17 protein-coding genes and 1 pseudogene are annotated in these 17,576 nt (G+C 68.3%); 6 read left to right on the top strand and 12 right to left on the bottom strand.

Annotated features, from left to right (window positions below; genetic code table 11):
• Positions 1 to 143 precede the first annotated feature (143 nt).
• The 3 genes from H2037_RS00090 to H2037_RS00080 form a co-directional block, all read right to left on the bottom strand.
• On the bottom strand, positions 144 to 1,184 hold the full coding sequence (locus H2037_RS00090) for a rod shape-determining protein (RefSeq protein ID WP_054765854.1): 1,041 nt from the start codon (positions 1,182 to 1,184) through the stop codon (positions 144 to 146).
• A gap of 206 nt (positions 1,185 to 1,390) precedes the next feature.
• On the bottom strand, positions 1,391 to 1,816 hold the full coding sequence (locus H2037_RS00085; RefSeq protein ID WP_292116048.1) for a hemerythrin domain-containing protein: 426 nt from the start codon (positions 1,814 to 1,816) through the stop codon (positions 1,391 to 1,393).
• 81 nt (positions 1,817 to 1,897) lie between these two features.
• Positions 1,898 to 2,611 carry a VTT domain-containing protein gene (locus H2037_RS00080; RefSeq protein WP_292116045.1) on the bottom strand — a complete coding sequence of 238 codons (714 nt, stop codon included), beginning with the start codon at positions 2,609 to 2,611 and terminating at the stop codon, positions 1,898 to 1,900.
• A 121-nt stretch (positions 2,612 to 2,732) separates the two neighbouring features.
• Between H2037_RS00080 and H2037_RS00075 the strand changes: the two genes are divergently transcribed.
• Complete coding sequence (locus H2037_RS00075) at positions 2,733 to 3,938, top strand: pyridoxal phosphate-dependent aminotransferase (RefSeq protein WP_292116042.1); 1,206 nt, start codon at positions 2,733 to 2,735, stop codon at positions 3,936 to 3,938.
• 79 nt (positions 3,939 to 4,017) lie between these two features.
• Positions 4,018 to 5,922: a glycoside hydrolase family 2 TIM barrel-domain containing protein gene (locus H2037_RS00070; protein WP_292116039.1), complete on the top strand. Its 1,905-nt coding sequence runs from the start codon at positions 4,018 to 4,020 to the stop codon at positions 5,920 to 5,922.
• Here H2037_RS00070 and H2037_RS00065 read toward each other — a convergent pair whose 3' ends face one another.
• The 8 genes from H2037_RS00065 to serS form a co-directional block, all read right to left on the bottom strand.
• A complete protein-coding gene (locus H2037_RS00065) occupies positions 5,923 to 6,306 on the bottom strand; it encodes a hypothetical protein (protein ID WP_292116036.1) in 384 nt (127 codons plus the stop codon).
• A 38-nt stretch (positions 6,307 to 6,344) separates the two neighbouring features.
• Positions 6,345 to 7,331 (bottom strand): protein translocase subunit SecF, encoded by a 987-nt coding sequence (gene secF, locus H2037_RS00060; RefSeq protein ID WP_292116034.1) that lies wholly within the window; start codon positions 7,329 to 7,331, stop codon positions 6,345 to 6,347.
• Positions 7,331 to 8,923: a protein translocase subunit SecD gene (gene secD / locus H2037_RS00055; RefSeq protein WP_292116031.1), complete on the bottom strand. Its 1,593-nt coding sequence runs from the start codon at positions 8,921 to 8,923 to the stop codon at positions 7,331 to 7,333. Before secD ends, secF begins: the two co-directional genes overlap by 1 nt.
• 33 nt (positions 8,924 to 8,956) lie before the next feature.
• Positions 8,957 to 9,274: a preprotein translocase subunit YajC gene (gene yajC / locus H2037_RS00050; protein ID WP_292116028.1), complete on the bottom strand. Its 318-nt coding sequence runs from the start codon at positions 9,272 to 9,274 to the stop codon at positions 8,957 to 8,959.
• Between the two features lie 105 nt (positions 9,275 to 9,379).
• The gene (locus tag H2037_RS00045; protein WP_292116941.1) at positions 9,380 to 10,396 is read right to left on the bottom strand and encodes a peptidoglycan DD-metalloendopeptidase family protein; all 1,017 of its coding nucleotides are present in this window, start codon (positions 10,394 to 10,396) and stop codon (positions 9,380 to 9,382) included.
• A gap of 255 nt (positions 10,397 to 10,651) precedes the next feature.
• On the bottom strand, positions 10,652 to 11,296 hold the full coding sequence (locus tag H2037_RS00040; RefSeq protein ID WP_292116025.1) for a protein-L-isoaspartate(D-aspartate) O-methyltransferase: 645 nt from the start codon (positions 11,294 to 11,296) through the stop codon (positions 10,652 to 10,654).
• Positions 11,293 to 12,084, bottom strand: coding sequence for a 5'/3'-nucleotidase SurE (surE, locus tag H2037_RS00035; protein WP_292116022.1), 792 nt, complete (start codon positions 12,082 to 12,084; stop codon positions 11,293 to 11,295). Before surE ends, H2037_RS00040 begins: the two co-directional genes overlap by 4 nt.
• Before the next feature lie 126 nt (positions 12,085 to 12,210).
• Positions 12,211 to 13,641 carry a serine--tRNA ligase gene (gene serS / locus H2037_RS00030; RefSeq protein WP_292116020.1) on the bottom strand — a complete coding sequence of 477 codons (1,431 nt, stop codon included), beginning with the start codon at positions 13,639 to 13,641 and terminating at the stop codon, positions 12,211 to 12,213.
• A gap of 817 nt (positions 13,642 to 14,458) precedes the next feature.
• Here serS and H2037_RS00025 point away from each other — a divergent pair.
• Positions 14,459 to 14,731, top strand: coding sequence for a hypothetical protein (locus tag H2037_RS00025; RefSeq protein ID WP_292116018.1), 273 nt, complete (start codon positions 14,459 to 14,461; stop codon positions 14,729 to 14,731).
• Here the strand turns inward: H2037_RS00025 and H2037_RS00020 are convergent.
• Positions 14,715 to 15,518 (bottom strand): hypothetical protein, encoded by an 804-nt coding sequence (locus H2037_RS00020; protein WP_292116015.1) that lies wholly within the window; start codon positions 15,516 to 15,518, stop codon positions 14,715 to 14,717. The two genes, H2037_RS00025 and H2037_RS00020, sit on opposite strands and share 17 nt — an antisense overlap.
• 147 nt (positions 15,519 to 15,665) lie before the next feature.
• Here H2037_RS00020 and hemB point away from each other — a divergent pair, with 147 nt between their 5' ends.
• The 3 genes and pseudogenes from hemB to H2037_RS00005 all read left to right on the top strand — a co-directional run.
• Positions 15,666 to 16,664 carry a porphobilinogen synthase gene (hemB, locus tag H2037_RS00015; RefSeq protein ID WP_292116013.1) on the top strand — a complete coding sequence of 333 codons (999 nt, stop codon included), beginning with the start codon at positions 15,666 to 15,668 and terminating at the stop codon, positions 16,662 to 16,664.
• Positions 16,664 to 17,233: a GNAT family N-acetyltransferase gene (locus H2037_RS00010; RefSeq protein ID WP_292116011.1), complete on the top strand. Its 570-nt coding sequence runs from the start codon at positions 16,664 to 16,666 to the stop codon at positions 17,231 to 17,233. Before hemB ends, H2037_RS00010 begins: the two co-directional genes overlap by 1 nt.
• A 39-nt stretch (positions 17,234 to 17,272) precedes the next feature.
• Positions 17,273 to 17,576: pseudogene (locus H2037_RS00005) on the top strand (hypothetical protein); the annotation flags it as partial.

Raw genomic sequence — 17,576 nt, 5'->3', positions numbered from 1 at the left:
ACTTCCACAAAAGGGGTTGGAATCGGCAGGCGCCCCTGCCGTTCTGCCTGCCTATCGCAAAATCGGGGCCGGAATGGAACCGTCGATCACGCAGGGCTGATAAGGATTTGCGGCCAGGCTTTCACCTGGCCGCCGATAAGGGACTAAAGCGCCGAGTCGAGCACGCCCTTCATCCAGCGCGGATGTTCCAGCACGCGGCCGCAGCCGATGGCGACGCACGACAGCGGATCGTCCGCCACCGAGACCGGCAGTCCGGTGTGGTCGCGGATCTCGACGTCCAGGCCGCGCAGCAGGGCGCCGCCGCCCGTCAGCATGATCCCCTTGTCGGCGATGTCGGCCGCCAGTTCCGGCGGGGTGGCTTCCAGCGCGACCTTCACGGCCTCGATGATCTGGGTGACGGGCTCGGCCAGGGCTTCAGCCGCCTGACGTTCCGAGATACGCACCTCGCGCGGCACGCCCTGCATCAGGTCGCGACCCTTGACCTCGATCGACAGGCCTTCGCCGTCGGCCGGGATACGGGCGGTGCCGATGTCCTTCTTGATGCGTTCGGCGGTCGTCTCGCCGATCAGCAGATTATGGTTGCGACGCATGTAGCTGATGATGCTGTCGTCCATCTTGTCGCCGCCGACGCGGACCGAACGCGAATAGACGATGCCCGACAGCGACAGGACGGCCACCTCGGTCGTGCCGCCGCCGATGTCGACGACCATCGAGCCGGTCGGTTCGTGGATCGGCAGGCCGGCGCCGATCGCGGCCGCCATCGGCTCGTCGATCAGGCCCACGCGGCGGGCCGAGGCGTTCAGGCAGGAATCATTGATGGCGCGCCGCTCGACCGCCGTGGCGCCCGACGGGACGCAGACGATGATCTTGGGGTTCACGAAGCCCTTGCGGTTATGCACCTTGCGGATGAAGTGCTTGATCATCTCCTCGGCGACTTCGAAGTCGGCGATGACCCCGTCGCGCATCGGACGGATGGCTTCCATGTGGCCGGGCGTACGGCCCAGCATCTGCTTGGCTTCGATACCGACCGCGTGGACGATCTTGCGCCCCCCCACGTTTCTCAGCGCGACGACGGACGGTTCGTTCAGGACGATGCCCTTGCCCTTCATGTAGATCAGGGTGTTGGCGGTGCCCAGGTCCATCGCGATATCGTTGGAGATCGCGCCGAAAAGGGAGAAGCTCATGGGAAAGATACCGTTGTTTTCTGGCTTGGGGCGTCGTTAGCTCGCAGTCGACTTGGCGACGCCCACACGTCCGGAGATCCCCTTCCCCGTCCGCGTCCTGATCGTCTTCGCCACGTCTACCGGAGGTCGGTTTGCCCGCATGCGGAGGCGAACGCAAGCCCGATAACGGCCTCGTCACCCTGCATTTCCTCCTAGGCGGGAGACGCTCAGGCGGCGCGCGCTCCGGCGGCCTGGGCCAAGGGGTACAGTTCGCGTTCCTCGCGGTCCACCCGATGGGCCAGGGCGGCCATCAGTCCGCGTGTCACCGCAGCGAAACGCGCCTGTTCGCGGTGGATTCGCTCGGCGTCCCACTTGGTCAGGTAATCGGCCCAGACCGATGCGATGCCGCCCATTTCCTCGTGGCAGCAAAGGGCCGCAGCCCGCGTTCCCGCATCCTCGCTGTCCAGAAGAACCGGCATCACCACCTCGTCCTCGACGGCGAGGTGGGACATCAGGATTCGGTCCAGCCGCTCCAGTGCTCGCCGCGCCGCGACGGCGTCGTCCAGCGTGCGCACTTCGTCCGCCGTGCCGATCAAACCGCTGGCGAGCTTCAGGATGACACGGTGCTGGCCGTGCAGCGCAACGAAATCCATGACCGCAACTCCTGAAACCTTCAGGAACAACCTGATTGATCCGGGATAACGACCGTTAAATTTCCATATACGGACAAATCCTCAGTCGCCGCGCGCCGCTTCGCGTCGTCTCACCAGCTCGCGCACCGCCAGCATCAGCCCCAGCCAGCCCACCGCGACGCCCGCCAGTATGGCCGAGGTCCAGACGCCGTCGCCACTGACGGCCGTCATGAACGATCCGCCGAAGAAGGCGACCAGCGCGGTCTTGGGCAGGACGCCCACGGCGCAACCGGCCAGGAACCCCGGAAACGAGGCCCGCGCCGCCCCGAACGCCATATTGACCACGATGAAGGGGGCCGAGGGCACGTTGCGGATCATGAAACTGGCGTAGAAGGCGTTCTTGCCCACGAACCGGGTCAGCCGCCCGACCGTCCGCCCCCCGTGCCGCTCCAGCAGCCGCGCGGTCGGTCCGCGTCCCAGCCAATAGGTCACGCCCGCCGACACCACGGTGGCGATCCAGCTGTACAGGAAGCCGAACCACGGCCCGAACGCCACAACGCAGGCGGCGATCAGGATGAATTGCGGCGCGCCGAAGAAGGCCGCGACGGTGAACACCGCCACGGCGGCGACCAGCCCCCACGGTCCCTGACGGAACCCGGCCAGCCAGGCCTCCAGCCGCCCCTCGGCCTCGAGCCCGAGCTGGCTCTTGCCCACGGCGAACAGGGCGATCATCGCCCCAAGCAGCACCACGGTCGCCAGCACGGCGCGCCAGCGCCGCGCCTCCATATTGGTCAGGAAATCGAGGATCCAGCGCATCAGACCGGCCGCTTATCACCCTGTCCGCCCATTAGCGAGCGTCGGCGCATTGTCCCGAACCGCCGCCGCGCGTAAGGAACCTCGCCTCCCCGGCAAGAAATCTTCAATCGACGGGATAGCCATGTCCAGCCTGCAGTCCACCGCCCTCGCCCGCGTCAAGCCCTCGGCCACCATCGCCGTGACCGCCCAGGCCCGGAAGCTCAAATCCGAGGGCCGAGACGTGATCGGCCTCGGCGCCGGCGAGCCGGACTTCGACACGCCCGAGAACATCAAACAGGCCGCCATCGACGCCATCAATCGCGGCGAGACCAAATACACCGACGCCGACGGCATGCCCGAGCTGAAGGCGGCCATCGTCGCCAAGTTCAAGCGCGAGAACGGCCTCGACTACACGACGGCCCAGATCCACGTCGCCCCGGGCGGCAAGCCGGTCATCTTCAACGCCCTGGTCGCCACCCTGAACCCCGGCGACGAGGTCATCGTGCCGGCGCCCTACTGGGTCTCCTATCCCGACATGGTGCTGCTGGCCGGGGGCGAGCCGGTCTCGGTCGTCGGCGCCGAGCAGGACGGCTTCAAGCTGCGCCCCGAGGTGCTGGAGGCCGCCATCACGCCCCGCACACGCTGGCTGATCCTGAACAGCCCGTCCAACCCCACCGGCGCCGCCTACACCCGCGCCGAACTGGAGGCCCTGGCCGCCGTGCTGCGTCGCCATCCCCAGGTCTGGGTGCTGACCGACGACATGTACGAACACCTCGTCTATGGCGACTTCGAATACACCACCATAGCCCAGGCGGCGCCGGACCTTTACGAGCGCACCCTGACGGTCAACGGCGTGTCCAAGGCCTATGCCATGACCGGCTGGCGCATCGGCTACGCCGGCGGCCCCAAGCCCCTGATCGACCTGATGCGCAAGGTAGCCAGCCAGACCACCTCCAACCCCGCCAGCATCAGCCAGTGGGCGGCGGTCGAGGCCCTGAACGGAACCCAGGACTTCATCCCCGAGCGCAAGGCCGCCTTCGAGAAACGCCGCGACCTGGTCGTGTCGATGCTGAACCAGGCGACGGGGATCACCTGCGCCACGCCGGAAGGCGCATTCTACGTCTATCCGTCCATCGCCGGCCTGATCGGCAAGCGGACCGAAACGGGCGTGGTCATCGACGGCGACGGGACCTTCGCCGCCGAACTGCTGAACGCCGAGGGCGTGGCCGTGGTCCAGGGCGAGGCCTTCGGCCTGTCGCCCTATTTCCGCATCAGCTACGCCACCTCGGACGCCGTGCTGGAAGAAGCCTGCACCCGCATCCAGCGCTTCGCGGCCTCGCTGCGCTAAAACTGGCCGTGACGGGGGGTTGTCTTCCCACCCGTCACGGCCTCGGTTAGCCTCCCGGCAAATGCAAGGGGAGGCTTCCATGACGTTTAACCCGACACGGCGCGGCTGGATCGGCCTGGGCCTGGCTTCCGCCGCCCTGCTGCCGGCCCTGAGAGCCGAAGCCCAAGGCCAGACACCGGCCCCGGTTGCGACCGGTCCGTCCCCGGAAACCCTGACGCTGATCAACGCCGGCGCGCGCGATGTCATGGACCTGTCCGGAACCTGGCGCTGGTCGATCGATCCCTTCCGCGACGGCATGGCGGGCTTCCACGGCGCGGAGGCGGACCTGGGTCACCGCCGCTACGACGACATCGATGTCGAGGCGGCCATGACCGCCGATCCGAACGCCCTGTACGAGTACGACATGGATCGGTCGCCGACGACCACCCTCCCCGGCTCCTGGATCGCGGCCGAACCTGAGTTGCGCCATTATCAGGGGCTGATGTGGTATCGGCGCGACTTCGATCATGCGCCGGGCGGCGGTCGGGTCCACCTGCGCGTGGGCGCGGCCGACTATCAAACCGTCGTTTACGTCAACGGCGAAAAGGCCGGTGAGCACGAGGGCGGCTTCGTTCCCTTCGCCTTCGACGTGACCGACCTCCTCCGGCCCGGCCGCAACAACGTCACCCTGGGCGTCGAATCCGTCCGCACGGCGACCAGCGTCCCGCCGCCGGTCACGGACTGGGAGAACTACGCGGGGGTCACGCGCGAGGTGCTGCTGGTCCATACCCCCGCCACCTTCATCGACGACGCCTGGATCCGGCTGGACGGCCAGGGCCGGATCGTCGCCGATATCGCCCTGAACGGCGCCGACCGCGCCGACCGCGCCGTCGCCGCTCGCCTTCCCGGCCTGAACCTGACGCTGAACGGCCGCACCGACGCCGAGGGTCGCTGGCGCGGTTCCGTCCCCGCGCCCCGCCGCCTGGCGCTGTGGTCCCCCGAGACGCCGACGCTGCACGACGTGGTGTTCGAGGCCGGCGAGGACCGCCTGACCGACCGCGTCGGACTTCGCACCATCGCCGTGCGCGGCGAGGACATCCTGCTGAATGGCCGCCCGATCTTCCTGCGCGGCATCTGCCTGCACGAAGAGGAATACGGCCCCAACCCCGGCCGTATCATCACCCCCGAGGCCGCCCGCGCCTTGCTGACCGAGGCCAAGGACGGCCTGAACTGCAACTTCGTCCGCCTGGCCCACTATCCGCATTCGGAGGTCACGACACGTCTGGCCGACGAACTGGGCCTGCTGGTCTGGAGCGAGATCCCCGTCTACTGGCGCATCGACTTCGCCAATATGGACACGCTGGGCGTCGCCCGCCGAATGCTGGCGTCGAACATCCGCCGCGACCGCAACCGCGCCTCGATCGCCTTCTGGAGCGTGGCTAACGAGACGCCGATCAGCGCGCCGCGCAATGCTTTCCTGAGGGCCCTGATCCGCGACGTCCGCGACCTGGACGACAGCCGCCTGGTCACCGCCGCCCTGCTGACCGACCGCGAAGATGTGGACGGCCGGGTCGAGATTCGCATCGACGACCCCCTGGTCGCAGACTTGGACGTCATGGCCGTCAACACCTACGGCGGCTGGTACTCGCACGACCGGCTGACGGACCTGCCGGCCATGAGGTGGCGGTCGGACTTCTCCAAGCCGCTGATCTTTTCCGAATTCGGCGCCGGCGCTCTGGCCGGCTTCCGCGACAGCGGCGCTACCCGGAAATTCTCGGAGGAATTCCAGGCCGAATATTATCGCCAGACCCTCGCCATGGCCGACGGCATTCCCTTCCTGCGCGGCCTGTCGCCCTGGATTCTCAAGGACTTCCGCGCCCCGCGCCGCCAGCACCCGGTCTTCCAGCAGGGCTGGAACCGCAAGGGCCTGACCTCCGAGACCGGACGACGCAAACAGGCCTTCGCCGTGCTGGCGGACTATTACGCCCGCCGCGCCCGGCGCTGATCAGAACACCGTCACCTTCGCCGGCGCCGCCGGATCGCGCGTGCCGGCCGAGGTCGCCTCGCCGTGCTTGACCAGGGCGATCCCGACCGCGCCCTCGCCGCCGGTCTTGGTCAGGGTGCAGCGGCCGTTGTCGCCCGGCAGGCGGCCGCGCGCGTCGCCGCCCCCTTCCAGCGTCATGATGTTCATCCAGCGATCGCGTTCGTAGGGGCTGATCCAGACCGTCACCGGTCGAAATCGGCAGACCAGGGTCCAGGACGCGCCCTGGGGCGCGGCGACGGACCAGTGAAGCCCCTGATAGGCGTCCTTGCCCACATGGGTCTGGGCCTGCGCCCCCGCGGCTGAAGCCAGCGTCATCGCCACCGCCAGGACAAGTCCTCGCCCCATGATCCCCGCCCCCGTTTCCGGGGATGAGGATGCCCTGATCAGGGCCGGCTGGCCATGCCCAGCTTGATCGGCTTGGCTTCTTCGGTTCCGCCGCGCTTGACGCCCCACAGAAGGATGATCGGCGCGCCGACATAGATCGACGAATAGGTGCCGATGATGATGCCGAACATCAGGGCGATGGAGAAGCCGAACAGGGCCTCGCCGCCGAACACCGCCAGGGCCGCCAGCACCATGACGGCGGTGACACCGGTGATGATGGTCCGGCTCAGGGTCTCGTTGATCGACAGGTCGATCACGTCGCGCAGCGGCATGGTCTTGTACTTGCGCAGGTTCTCGCGAAGCCGGTCGAACACCACCACGGTGTCGTTCATCGAATAGCCGATGACGGTCAGGATGGCCGCGACCATGTTCAGGCTGAACTCCAGCCGGAACAGGACGATCAGGCCGAAGGTCAGCACCACGTCGTGCAGCAGGCCGGCGACGGCGCCGAAGCCGAACTGGGGCTCGAACCGGAACCAGATGTAGAGGAACATCAGGCCGATCGCGACAACCAGGGCCAGGATGCCCGAGGTGAACAGTTCGCCCGAAACCTTGGAGCCGACGACGCTGACGTCCGAATAGGCGACCTCGCCCACGGCGCCCGAGATGGCGGTCTCGACCTGGCGGACCACCTGGGTCTGGTCGCGGCCTTCCGGCACCTGGAAGCGCAGGATGGCGGTCGAGCCGTCATTGGCGTTTGTGTCGCGTCGGGCGATGCCCTGGACCTGGACGTCGCCCAAATCCAAATTACCCACGGCCTGACGCACGCGGTCCAGCTGGATTTCCTGGCCGGCGGGCTTGGATACCTCCATCGAGGCGCCGCCCCGGAAGTCGATGCCCATGTTCAGGCCGGGGTAGAAGCACGCCACGATGGAGGCGACGCACAGGATCGCCGACACGATGCCGGCGGCGCGCGCATGCCGGACGAACTGCAGATTCGTCTTCTGCGGCAGCAGCTTGATGAAGGGCCATCCACGCATCGCCATCACTCCGCGATCGGCAGTTTCTTGGGTTTGGCCGTCTTCAGCCAATACGCCAGCAGGACCTGGGCGACCAGGATCGAAGAGAACATCGAGGTGATAACCCCGATGCTCAGCGTCCAGGCGAAGCCCCGCACGGGGCCGGCGCCGAAGGCGAACATGATGGCCGCCGCCACCAGTGTGGTGACGTTGGCGTCCAGGATCGTGCCCCAGGCCTTGGAGAAGCCCGCGTCCATGGTGGCGATAACGCTGCGGCCCGCCCGGGCCTCGTCGCGCATCCGCTCATAGATCAGCACGTTGGCGTCGACCGCGACGGCGAAGGTCAGGATCAGACCGGCGATGCCCGGCAGGGTCAGGGTGGCCTGGGTCAGCGACATGGCCGCCACGATCAGCAGGCCGTTCAGCATCAGGCCCAGAACCGAGATCCCGCCGAACAGCAGGCCGTAGGACAGGATCATGAAGACGACGATGATGGCGAAGCCGATGGCGGTCGACAGCCCCCCGGCGGCGACGGCGTCCGCGCCCAGTTCGGCGGTGACGGTGCGGCGCTCCTCGACGTTCAGCGGCGCCGGCAGGGCGCCCCCGTTCAGCAGGTTCACCAGGGTCGAGGCTTCCTCGATCGAGAAGCTGCCGGTGATCTGGCCCGAACCGGTCGTGATCGCGCTCTGGATCGTCGGCGCCGAAATGACCTTGCCGTCCAGAATGATGGCGAAGGGCTTGCCAAGGTTGGCGGCTGTGGCCTGGCCGAAACGACGCGCGCCGGCCCCGTCGAAGCGGAAGTCGATGGCCGGGCGGCCGCTCTGGTCGGCGCCGACGCCGGCGCGGGTCAGGTTCTCGCCCGAGACCAGCACCCGCTTCTTGACCAGATAGGGCGTGCCCTGTTCGTCGGTCAGCAGTTCGGCGTCGGGCGGCACCCGGCCGGCCATGGCGTCGGTGATCGAGTTTTCGGTGTCCACCATCTGGAAGGTCAGCTGGGCCGTCTGGCCGATGACGTCTTCCAGCTTGGCCGGATCGCTCTCGCCCGGCGCCTGGACCACGATCCGATCGGCGCCCTGGCGGGTGATGGAGGGTTCGCGGGTGCCCAGACTGTCGATCCGGCGGCGCACCACCTCGATCGACTGATCCACCGCCGTCGATCCCATCCCGGCCAAAGCCGCGTCGGTATAGGCGAAACGGACGCGGTCGGCGCCGACGCGCGAGGCGGTGCGTTCGACCTGGCCCGACGGACCGGCCGCGCCGGCCAGCTGACGCAGTGCCTCGAAGGCGGCGTCCTGCTGGGCCGGATTGGCCAGGGTCACCACCACGCCGCCGGGTTCACGCTGGAAGCCGTTGGTGGCTATGCCCTCGCCGTTCAGGGTGACGCGCACGTCCTCGACCAGATTGGTGACGCGCTTCTCGCGCATCGCCGGCACATCCACCTCCAGCAGAAGATAGGACCCGCCCTGCAGGTCCAGCCCCAGGTTCAGGGCGTTCTTCGGCAGCCAGCCGGGCAGAGCGGCGCGTTGCGCCGGGCTCAGCAGGTTCGGATAGGCCAGCAGACAGCCCAGCAGAAGGGCGACGACGACGAGCGTGACTTTCCAGCGCGACAGCTGAATCATGAGGATGGTCTCGGTTCAGCGATACGCTTGGTATCAGGCCTTGGAATCGTTGGCGGCGATGGCGGTGCGGTTGCGCACCTCGGCGATCATGGTCTTGACCACGCGCACATTGACGCTGGGCGCGATCTCGACATTGACCTCGGCCTCTTCGACGCGGGTCACCTTGCCGATCATGCCGCTGGACAGGACCACGGTGTCGCCGCGCTTCACCGCAGTGATGGCGGCCGCATGTTCCTTGGCCCGCTTCTGCTGCGGACGGATCAGCAGGAAGTAGAACAGGATGAAGATGGCGATGATCGGCAGGAACTGCATGATCACGGCCATCATGCCGCCGTCAGCTGGGGCGCCCATGGGTAGTCTCCGAACACAGGTTGGAGCAGCCCTCGTTGGCGCCCCATTCAAAACGAGGCGCGGAACCTAGGGCCGCGCCTCGCGGATTGCAACGCGGCTAAACGCTCAGCGAGGCAATACCGTCAGGGGATCGACTGCGACGGGGTCGTCGCCGCGCATCTGGCGGGTCTCGAAGTGGATCGAGGGTCGGCCGTCGCCGGCCGTCAGGCCGACCGTACCGATCTGCTGGCCGGCACGCACGTCGTCACCGTCCTTGACCGTCGCCGAGCCCAGATGACCATAGACCGTACGCCAGCCGCCGTTGTGGACGATCAGCACCGTCAGCCCCTGCCCCACCAGATCGTCGCCGACATAGGCCACTCGTCCGCCCGAAGCCGCGACCACCGAGGCCCCGGCCGAAGCGCCGATATTGATCCCGTTGTTGCGCTCGCCCATGCCCACCGGCCCGAACCGGCGCAGGATGTCGCCGCGCACGGGCCACTGCAGGGCGATGGGGCCGCCGGCGATCGGCGTCGTCGCCTGCGCGGTCGCTGTCGAGGGGGCGGTCACGACCGGCGGTCGCGTCTGGGCCGGCAGGGCGGCCGCGCCCGACGGCGGCGGCGGGGGCGGCGGGGCCACGCCATTGTTCGGCACCAGCACCCCGGCCGGCGACGGTCCGGTCGCATAAGGGTCGCGTCCCGTATCGACGGCGGCGTCGGGCAGGATGATTCGCTGACCGGTCGTGATCGCGCCGCGCGGCCCCAGGCCGTTCAGGTCGATCAAGGTCTGGACCGGGGTCTGGAAGCGCCGACCCACGCCCGAAATCGTGTCGCCCGGCTGGATCACATAGGCGGCGCCCGGCGTCACCACGGCGGACGGGACTGACGGGGCGGGCGTCGTCGGATAGGTCGGCTGAGCCGGCGTGGTCGACACGGGCGGCGGCAGCGCCCCGCCCTCCACCGAACCGACCGGCGCCGTCACGGGCGGCTGCTGATAGGGCTGAGCCTGGACCGGCGCGGAGGACGGCGCCGGCTGCACCGGCGTCGGCCGCGTCGAATAGCGCGGCTCTGACGGATAGGTCATACAGGCCGCCGCGCTCAGCGAGGCTCCCGCGATCAGAACCGCTCTCATCCAGCCAGACATCACCGCCACCGGCCGCTCCTCACATAGTTAAAACCGCCCGCCCGGTGTGCCCGCTCGCGCCGGCCAAGCCAAGCCCGCAATCATCGCCAAAATTGGGCGCGAAGGTTAACGGCAGACGGTGAACCGTCTCCTCCCCACGCAGTGGGGAGGTGGCGCGGCGCTTCTTCAGCGCCGTGACGGAGGGGTTCTAAACCGCATCACCAGCGCCCGTAGAACGTCCAGCCCACCCCTGCGCAAGCGAGGAGGAGGGGTTCTTCACCCCTCCTTCGCCGTCCCCTCGACCAGGGGCACGAACCGCACCTCGGTCAGGCTCTCGCGGCGGAACGATCCGTCGCCCTGGCCGACATAGCGGTGCAGCATCTGCACCGAGGTGCGGCCCACCGGCGCAACCAGCACCCCGTTCGGCTTCAGCTGTTTCAGCAGTTCGGTCGGCTCGGCCGGCGAGGCCGCCGTCACCATGATCCGGTCGAACGGCGCCTGTTCGGCCCAGCCCAGGCCGCCGTCGCCGTGTCTGGTGATGACATTGTCGATCTCCAGCGTCCGCAGCCGGGCCTCGGCCTCGACCAGCAGGCTGCGATACCGCTCGACCGAATAGACATAGCGCGCCAGCCGCGACAGCACCGCGCACTGGTATCCGCTGCCCGTGCCGATCTCCAGCACCCGGTGGCGCGGCTGGACGTCCAGGGCCTGGGTCATCAGGCCGACGATATAGGGCTGGCTGATGGTCTGGGCGCAGTCGATCGGCAGGGCCTGGTCCTCCCAGGCCTGATCCAGGAATTTCTCATGCACGAAGACCGCGCGGTCGATGCTCTCCATCGCCGCCAGCACCCGGGGCTCCGTCACCCCCTGCTGGCGCAGCGACAGGATCAGCCGGCCGGCGCGGTCGTCGTGCAGGTTCATGCGGCCTTCACCGACTTGGGCGGCGCCCCGCCCAGCACCGTCTTCAGGTCGTGGACGCTGGGCATGTGGGTCAGATCGATGTGCAGCGGCGTGACCGAAATCCGCCCCGCCTCGATGGCGCGCAGGTCCGTGCCCTCGGCGTGCTCCTGTTTCTCGCCCCGGAAACTCATCCAGTAGTAATCCCGCCCGCGCAGGTCGGTTCGCCGCACCGCATGCATCTCGCCCACGTCGCGGAAGCCCTGGGTCGTCACCTCGATCTGCTCGACCCGTTCCGGCGGCAGATTTGGGAAGTTCAGGTTCATCACCACCCCCGGCGCCCATTTCTGGTCCAGCAGGCGGCTGATGATGGCGGGGGCGAAGGCCTCGGCCGTCTCCCAGTGGGCCACCACCTCGTCATGGAACCGTTCCAGGCTCTGGCTCAGGGCGATGGAGCGGATGCCGAAGGCCATGCCCTGCAACGCGCCGGCGACCGTGCCGGAATAGCTGACGTCCTCGCCGATATTGTGCCCCCGGTTGACGCCCGACAGCACCAGGTCCGGCCGCTCGGGCATCAGGTCGTTGACCGCCAGGATGACGCAGTCGGTCGGCGTCCCCGTTACCGAGAACCGCCGCTCGCCCAGTTTATGGACCCGCAGCGGCTCGCTGAGCGTGATCCCCCGCCCCTTGGCCGACTGTTCGACGGCGGGGGCGCACACCCAGATGTCGTCGCTCAGCGTCCGGGCGATCCGCTCAAGGGATTCAAGACCTTCCGCCTCGATCCCGTCGTCGTTTGTCAGGAGGATTCTCATGCGATCTCCCCCCCTTGGGGGGAGACAGGCGCGCATAGCGCGCCAGAGGGGGGCAAGGCGGAACCGTCACGGAGGCGGCAAGCCCCCTCAACCGCTTCGCGGTCCCCCTCCCCCAAGGGGGGAAGATTAAGCGCCCACATGGGTCAAACCTCCCATATAGGGCTGCAACACCGTCGGCACCGCGATCCGCCCGTCGTCCTGCTGATAGTTTTCCATGATCGCCACCAGGGTCCGGCCGACCGCCAGGCCCGACCCGTTCAGCGTATGGACGAACTCGGTCTTCTTCTCGCCCGCCCGCTTGAACCGCGCCTCCATGCGCCGCGCCTGGAAGTCCCCGCAGTTGGAGCAGGAACTGATCTCGCGATAGGTCCCCTGGCTGGGCAGCCAGACCTCCAGATCGAAGGTCTTCTGGGCCGAGAAGCCCATATCGCCCTTGCACAGCAGCATCCGCCGGAACGGCAGCTCCAGCGCCTTCAGCACCGCCTCGGCGCAGCCGGTCATCCGCTCGTGCTCGGCGTCCGAGTCCTCGGGCCGCGCGATCGACACCATCTCGACCTTGGAGAACTGGTGCTGGCGGATCAGCCCGCGCGTATCCCGCCCCGCCGACCCCGCCTCGGCCCGGAAACAGGGCGTCAGGGCCGTCATCCGCATCGGCGTGGCGAGGTCGTCCTCGGACAGAATGGTCTCGCGCACGAGATTGGTCAGGGAGACCTCGGCGGTGGGGATGAGGTAGTGACTGACTTTGTTGGGTCCGTCACTCAACAAGGTCATTGTTTCGGAAATAAACCCGATAGCTTCTTCGTAATCTCCCGCTCCTTGGGCTTGGTGGGAAAATGTTTGAAGGCGTTGGTATTGGCTCTCAAAGAGATCGAAATCGAACGAGGTGGTTCCGAACAAGTCCTCCTTGAACTTCGGCAGTTGCCCGGTGCCGAACATCGCCTCGTCCCGCACCAGCAGCGGCGGGTTCACTTCCAGATAGCCGTGCTGATCCGTCTGCAGGTCCAGCATGAACTGGCCCACGGCCCGTTCCAGCCGCGCCAGCTGCCCCTTCAGCACCGCGAACCGGGCGCCCGACATCTTCGCCGCCGCCTCGAAGTCCAGCATCCCAAGGGCCTCGCCCAGGTCGGCGTGATCCTTGGCCGGGCCGCCTTCACGCGGCGTGCCCCAACGCGAGACCTCGACATTGCCCGCCTCGTCCTCGCCGTCCGGCACATCCTCGGCCGCCAGGTTCTTCAGGCCCGCCAGCAGGTCGCGCAGCTGTTTGCCCACCGTCGCCTCGACCTCGGCCGCTGCCGCGATATCGCCCTTCAGCGCCTCGACCTCGGCCTTCAGCCGGTCGGCCTCGTCCATGTCCTTGCGCCCCATGGCGGCGCCGATCAGCTTGGAGGCGGCGTTGCGCTTGGCCAGGGCGTCCTGGCCCGTGGTCTGGGCGTGGCGCAGTTCGGCGTCCAGCCGCAGGATTTCGGCGACCAGCCCGTCGGCCTCATCGACCCCGCGCGACGACCAGCCCGCCACATAGACCTGCGGGTTTTCGCGGATGGCTCTGATGTCGTGCATGGTCGAAACTTCGGCAAGGCGGGAGAAGCCGAACGCTCTAACCTCCCCGACGGAGTCGAGCAACGCGCCCCGGCTCATCTTTCATCGCGCCCGCACATCGGCGACGCGGTTTAGAACCCCTCCGTCACGGCGCTGAAGAAGCGCCGCGCCACCTCCCCACTCCGTGGGGAGGAGACAGATCTCGCCGCCCCATCGTCTCCTCCCCGCTTTGCGGGGAGGGGGACCGCCGCGCCTCTTGCGCGGGGGTGGAGGGGCTCTCGACGCCTCACCGACGCAAACGACGACCTTCCCGCCCCAACTGTCACAATGACGCTGGTCCAAACCCAGTCTTTCCAACCGCTTGCGTCTTTCTCGCCCCGATCGACGCCCCAGGGGTCCCGGCGCCCCTATGCTGCTTTCCATCCCCGCCGATGGGGAGGGCGTCGGATCCACGCCCTGACGGCGGCGGGGCTGTGGTCGAGCGATGAAGCCGGCGGGGTGGAGACCGCCGGGGGCCTTAAGGGCGGCGATGGATGCCGTCCTCTGCCCGCCGCGCGCTTCGGATGCGGACCGCCGTCGGTGTCGTCACCGGCATGTCCGCCCCGGCGAAGGCGTCGCAAGGCGTCCCGCCGATCCGGCAAGGCTCGAAAGCAAGGGCCGCCAGCCGGAGGGCGCGTGGAAAACGACCGCACGGGACGAACGACTGCGCCGAAACGGTAACAAAACACATCTCACCGGGCGCAGACCCGGCGTCCCGCCCCCTCCCCCAACTTCGCCGCGAAAGCGGCGGGGAACGAAGCCAATTCTCACCCACGCCGAAAATCAGAAGGAAACCGCCATGCGCCCCCGCCGTCCCAGCCTCGCCCGCAACCGACGCCTGTTCGCCTACGCCCTTCAGCGGCACAGGCTGGAGCTGGTCGCCACCGGCCGGGCCGAGCCCCGGTGCGAACGCGAGCAGCTGTTCCTGTGGTCGATGCAGGCGCGCCACGCCGTGACCTATGACGACTTCATCCTGCCCTGGCCCCTGCTGCTCGCCGAACAGGCCCAGCTCCGTCTGGACGCCGGGCAACCGCTGGGCTCAGGCTATGACGCCTTCAGCCCGGCTTCCTGAAGCGATAGACGAACTGGTCGGTCCGGCCGCGAATGGCGGCGTCGAAAACGTTCAGACTGTGGTCGTCGGCCGGATTGGCCACCACCGCGCTCTCGCCGTCGAAAACGAAGCCCGCGGCCTCGACCTCCCGCCTCAGATAGTCGCCCTCGATCCGGTGCAGGGTCTGGACCGCCGAAATCCCGGTTCCGGGCGCCGCCTGGTGATCGATCACCACATAGAGGCCGCCCGGCTTCAGGGCCGCGAACACCGCCGCGTTCATCTTGGCCACATCGGTGTTGAAGCCGGGGATGTGGAAGTCGTGATATTCCTGGCTCATGAAGATCAGGTCCAGCGGCTCGGCGAAACTCATCGAGTCCAGCAGGCCGTTGACGCGCGTGATGTTCGGATAGGCCGCGACCAACAGGTCGGCCGTCGGATTCTCCCGCGCCATCGTCCGCTCGGGCACGAAGGCGTAGACCCGGCCGGTCGGCCCGACCACGTCCGAGAACAGGCGCGAGAAATAGCCCGCGCCGGGGCGGATATCGGCGACCTTGTCGCCCGGCGCCACCTGGGCGAAGGCCAGGATCTCGGCCGGATGGCGCAGGGGGTCGCGCTCGACCTCCTCGGCCGGACGCCGGGGATCGGCGACGGCGTCCGAATACAGCGACATATAGGAGGGCGCGCTCAGGCCGACGGTCTCTCCCGCCACGACGACCCGCTCGCCGCCGTCCGACGCGATGATGATGCACCCCGACAGTCCCGCCGCCAGGGCCAGAACCGCCGCGCCCGCCGCCAATCGCTTCATCATGGTCTTCTCCCTGAGTTTGTCGCGATAGGCTCGCATTTCGCCGATCCGCGCAAGCCGGTATCACGGCCGAAACGATCCGAAGCCTCACGCGATTTGCGCCCCGGCTCCGGCGGCGCTAGTCCGGCGCCAGGTTTCGAAAGTCCCGCCATGCTTCCCTATCAGCCCGCCCCCTTCCCGCTCGCCCGGCCGCGCCGTTTGCGGGCCAGTCCCTGGGTCCGCCGCCTGGTGGCCGAGACCGTCCTGACCCCGGCCGACCTGATCTGGCCGCTGATCGTCCACGACGGCGCCGAGGACCGGGTTCCGGTCGCCTCCATGCCCGGCGTCTTCCGCCTGTCGCCCAAGGCGGCGGCGCAGGCGGCCGTCGAGGCGCGCGACCTGGGCATTCCGATGGTGGCCCTGTTTCCCAATGTGGACGGGGCGATCAAGGACGGCGTCGGCACGGGGGCGACCGATCCCGACGGCCTGATCCCCGACTGTATCCGCGCCATCAAGGACGCCGCGCCCGAGATCGGCGTCATGACCGACGTCGCCCTGGACTGCTACACCGACCACGGCCACGACGGCGTCATGGAGGGCGACCGGATCGTCAATGACGCCACCCTGGACCGCCTCGCCGAACAGGCCTTCATCCACGCCCACGCCGGCGCCGATGTCGTCGCCCCGTCGGACATGATGGACGGCCGCATCCAGGCGGTCCGCGAGGCGCTGGAGGCCAATGGCTTCCACGACACCCTGATCCTGTCCTATGCGGCCAAATTCGCCTCGGCCTTCTACGGCCCCTATCGCGACGCCGTCGGCTCCTCGACCGCGCTGAAGGGCGACAAGAAGACCTATCAGATGGACTACGCCAACTCGGACGAGGCCCTGAAGGAGGTCGCCATGGACCTGTCGGAAGGCGCCGACGCGGTTATGGTCAAGCCGGGCATGCCCTATCTCGACATCGTCCGCCGCGTGTCCGAGACCTTCCGCGTCCCGACCTTCGCCTATCAGGTGTCCGGCGAGTACGCGATGATCCAGGCCTCGATCGCCAACGGCTGGCTGGACCACGACCGCGCCGTTCTGGAGACCCTGCACGGGTTCAAGCGCGCCGGTTGCGCGGGCGTCCTGACCTATTTCGCGCCCCAGGCTGCGCGGCTGCTGGGCTGATGGCCGCCGCCGTCCTGATCCGCGAGGCGACCCCCGCCGACATGGCCGCGATCACCGCCATCTACGCCGAGAGCGTCGCCAACGGACGCGGCACCTTCGAGCTTGCGCCGCCGGACCAGATCGAGATGACCGCCCGGTTCGCTTCGGTCCAGGCCCTGGGCCTGCCCCGGCTGGTCGCCGTGATCGACGGCGCCGTCGTCGGCTACGCCTATGCGGGGCCGTTCCGCACTCGCCAGGCCTATCGCTACATGGTCGAGGACTCGATCTATGTCGCCCCCGAGGCCCGCGGTCGCGGCGTCGCCGGCGCCCTGCTCGACGCCCTGATCCTCGCCTGTGAGGCCCTGGGCCTGCGCCAGATGGTCGCCGTGATCGGGGACTCAGACAATATCGGCTCCATCGCCCTTCACCGCGCCCGCGGCTTCTCCGACGCCGGGATCTTCAAGGCGGCGGGCTGGAAACACGACGACTGGCGCGACGTCGTCTTCATGCAGCGCGAACTGGGTCCGGGCGGCCAGACCCCGCCCGACGCGCCGGGCTTGCCCCTGGTCGACAAGAAGCCCGCGCGATGAGCCGTTGCCGCACCCCGCGCCCGCCCCTATCCTGACGCCGTGAAGATCGCCTCGTCCCTTCTGCTGCTGATCGGCGCCCTCGCGGTGCTGACGCTGGGCGCCCTCGGCGTCTCGGCCGCTCCAGCCATGGCCGAGGCGCCCTGCCATGAGATGAGCCACGAGACGACCTCGACCGACCCCGCGCCCAACCGTCCGGCCAAGGCGATGAAGGCCATGGCCTGCTGCGTCGCCTGCGTCGCCGCCCCGGCCCTGCCGCCCGCCTTCATGCACCGGATGAGCGCCATGGACAGTCCCGAGGCGCCGATCACCCACCACTGGCTCGACTCGACCCATATCGTCTTCG

Origin of the sequence: Brevundimonas sp., assembly GCF_013912065.1 — a bacterium.
Lineage (GTDB): Bacteria > Pseudomonadota > Alphaproteobacteria > Caulobacterales > Caulobacteraceae > Brevundimonas.
The sequence above is the reverse complement of the archived record's forward strand: the minus strand, read 5'-3'. Positions and strand labels throughout refer to the sequence as shown.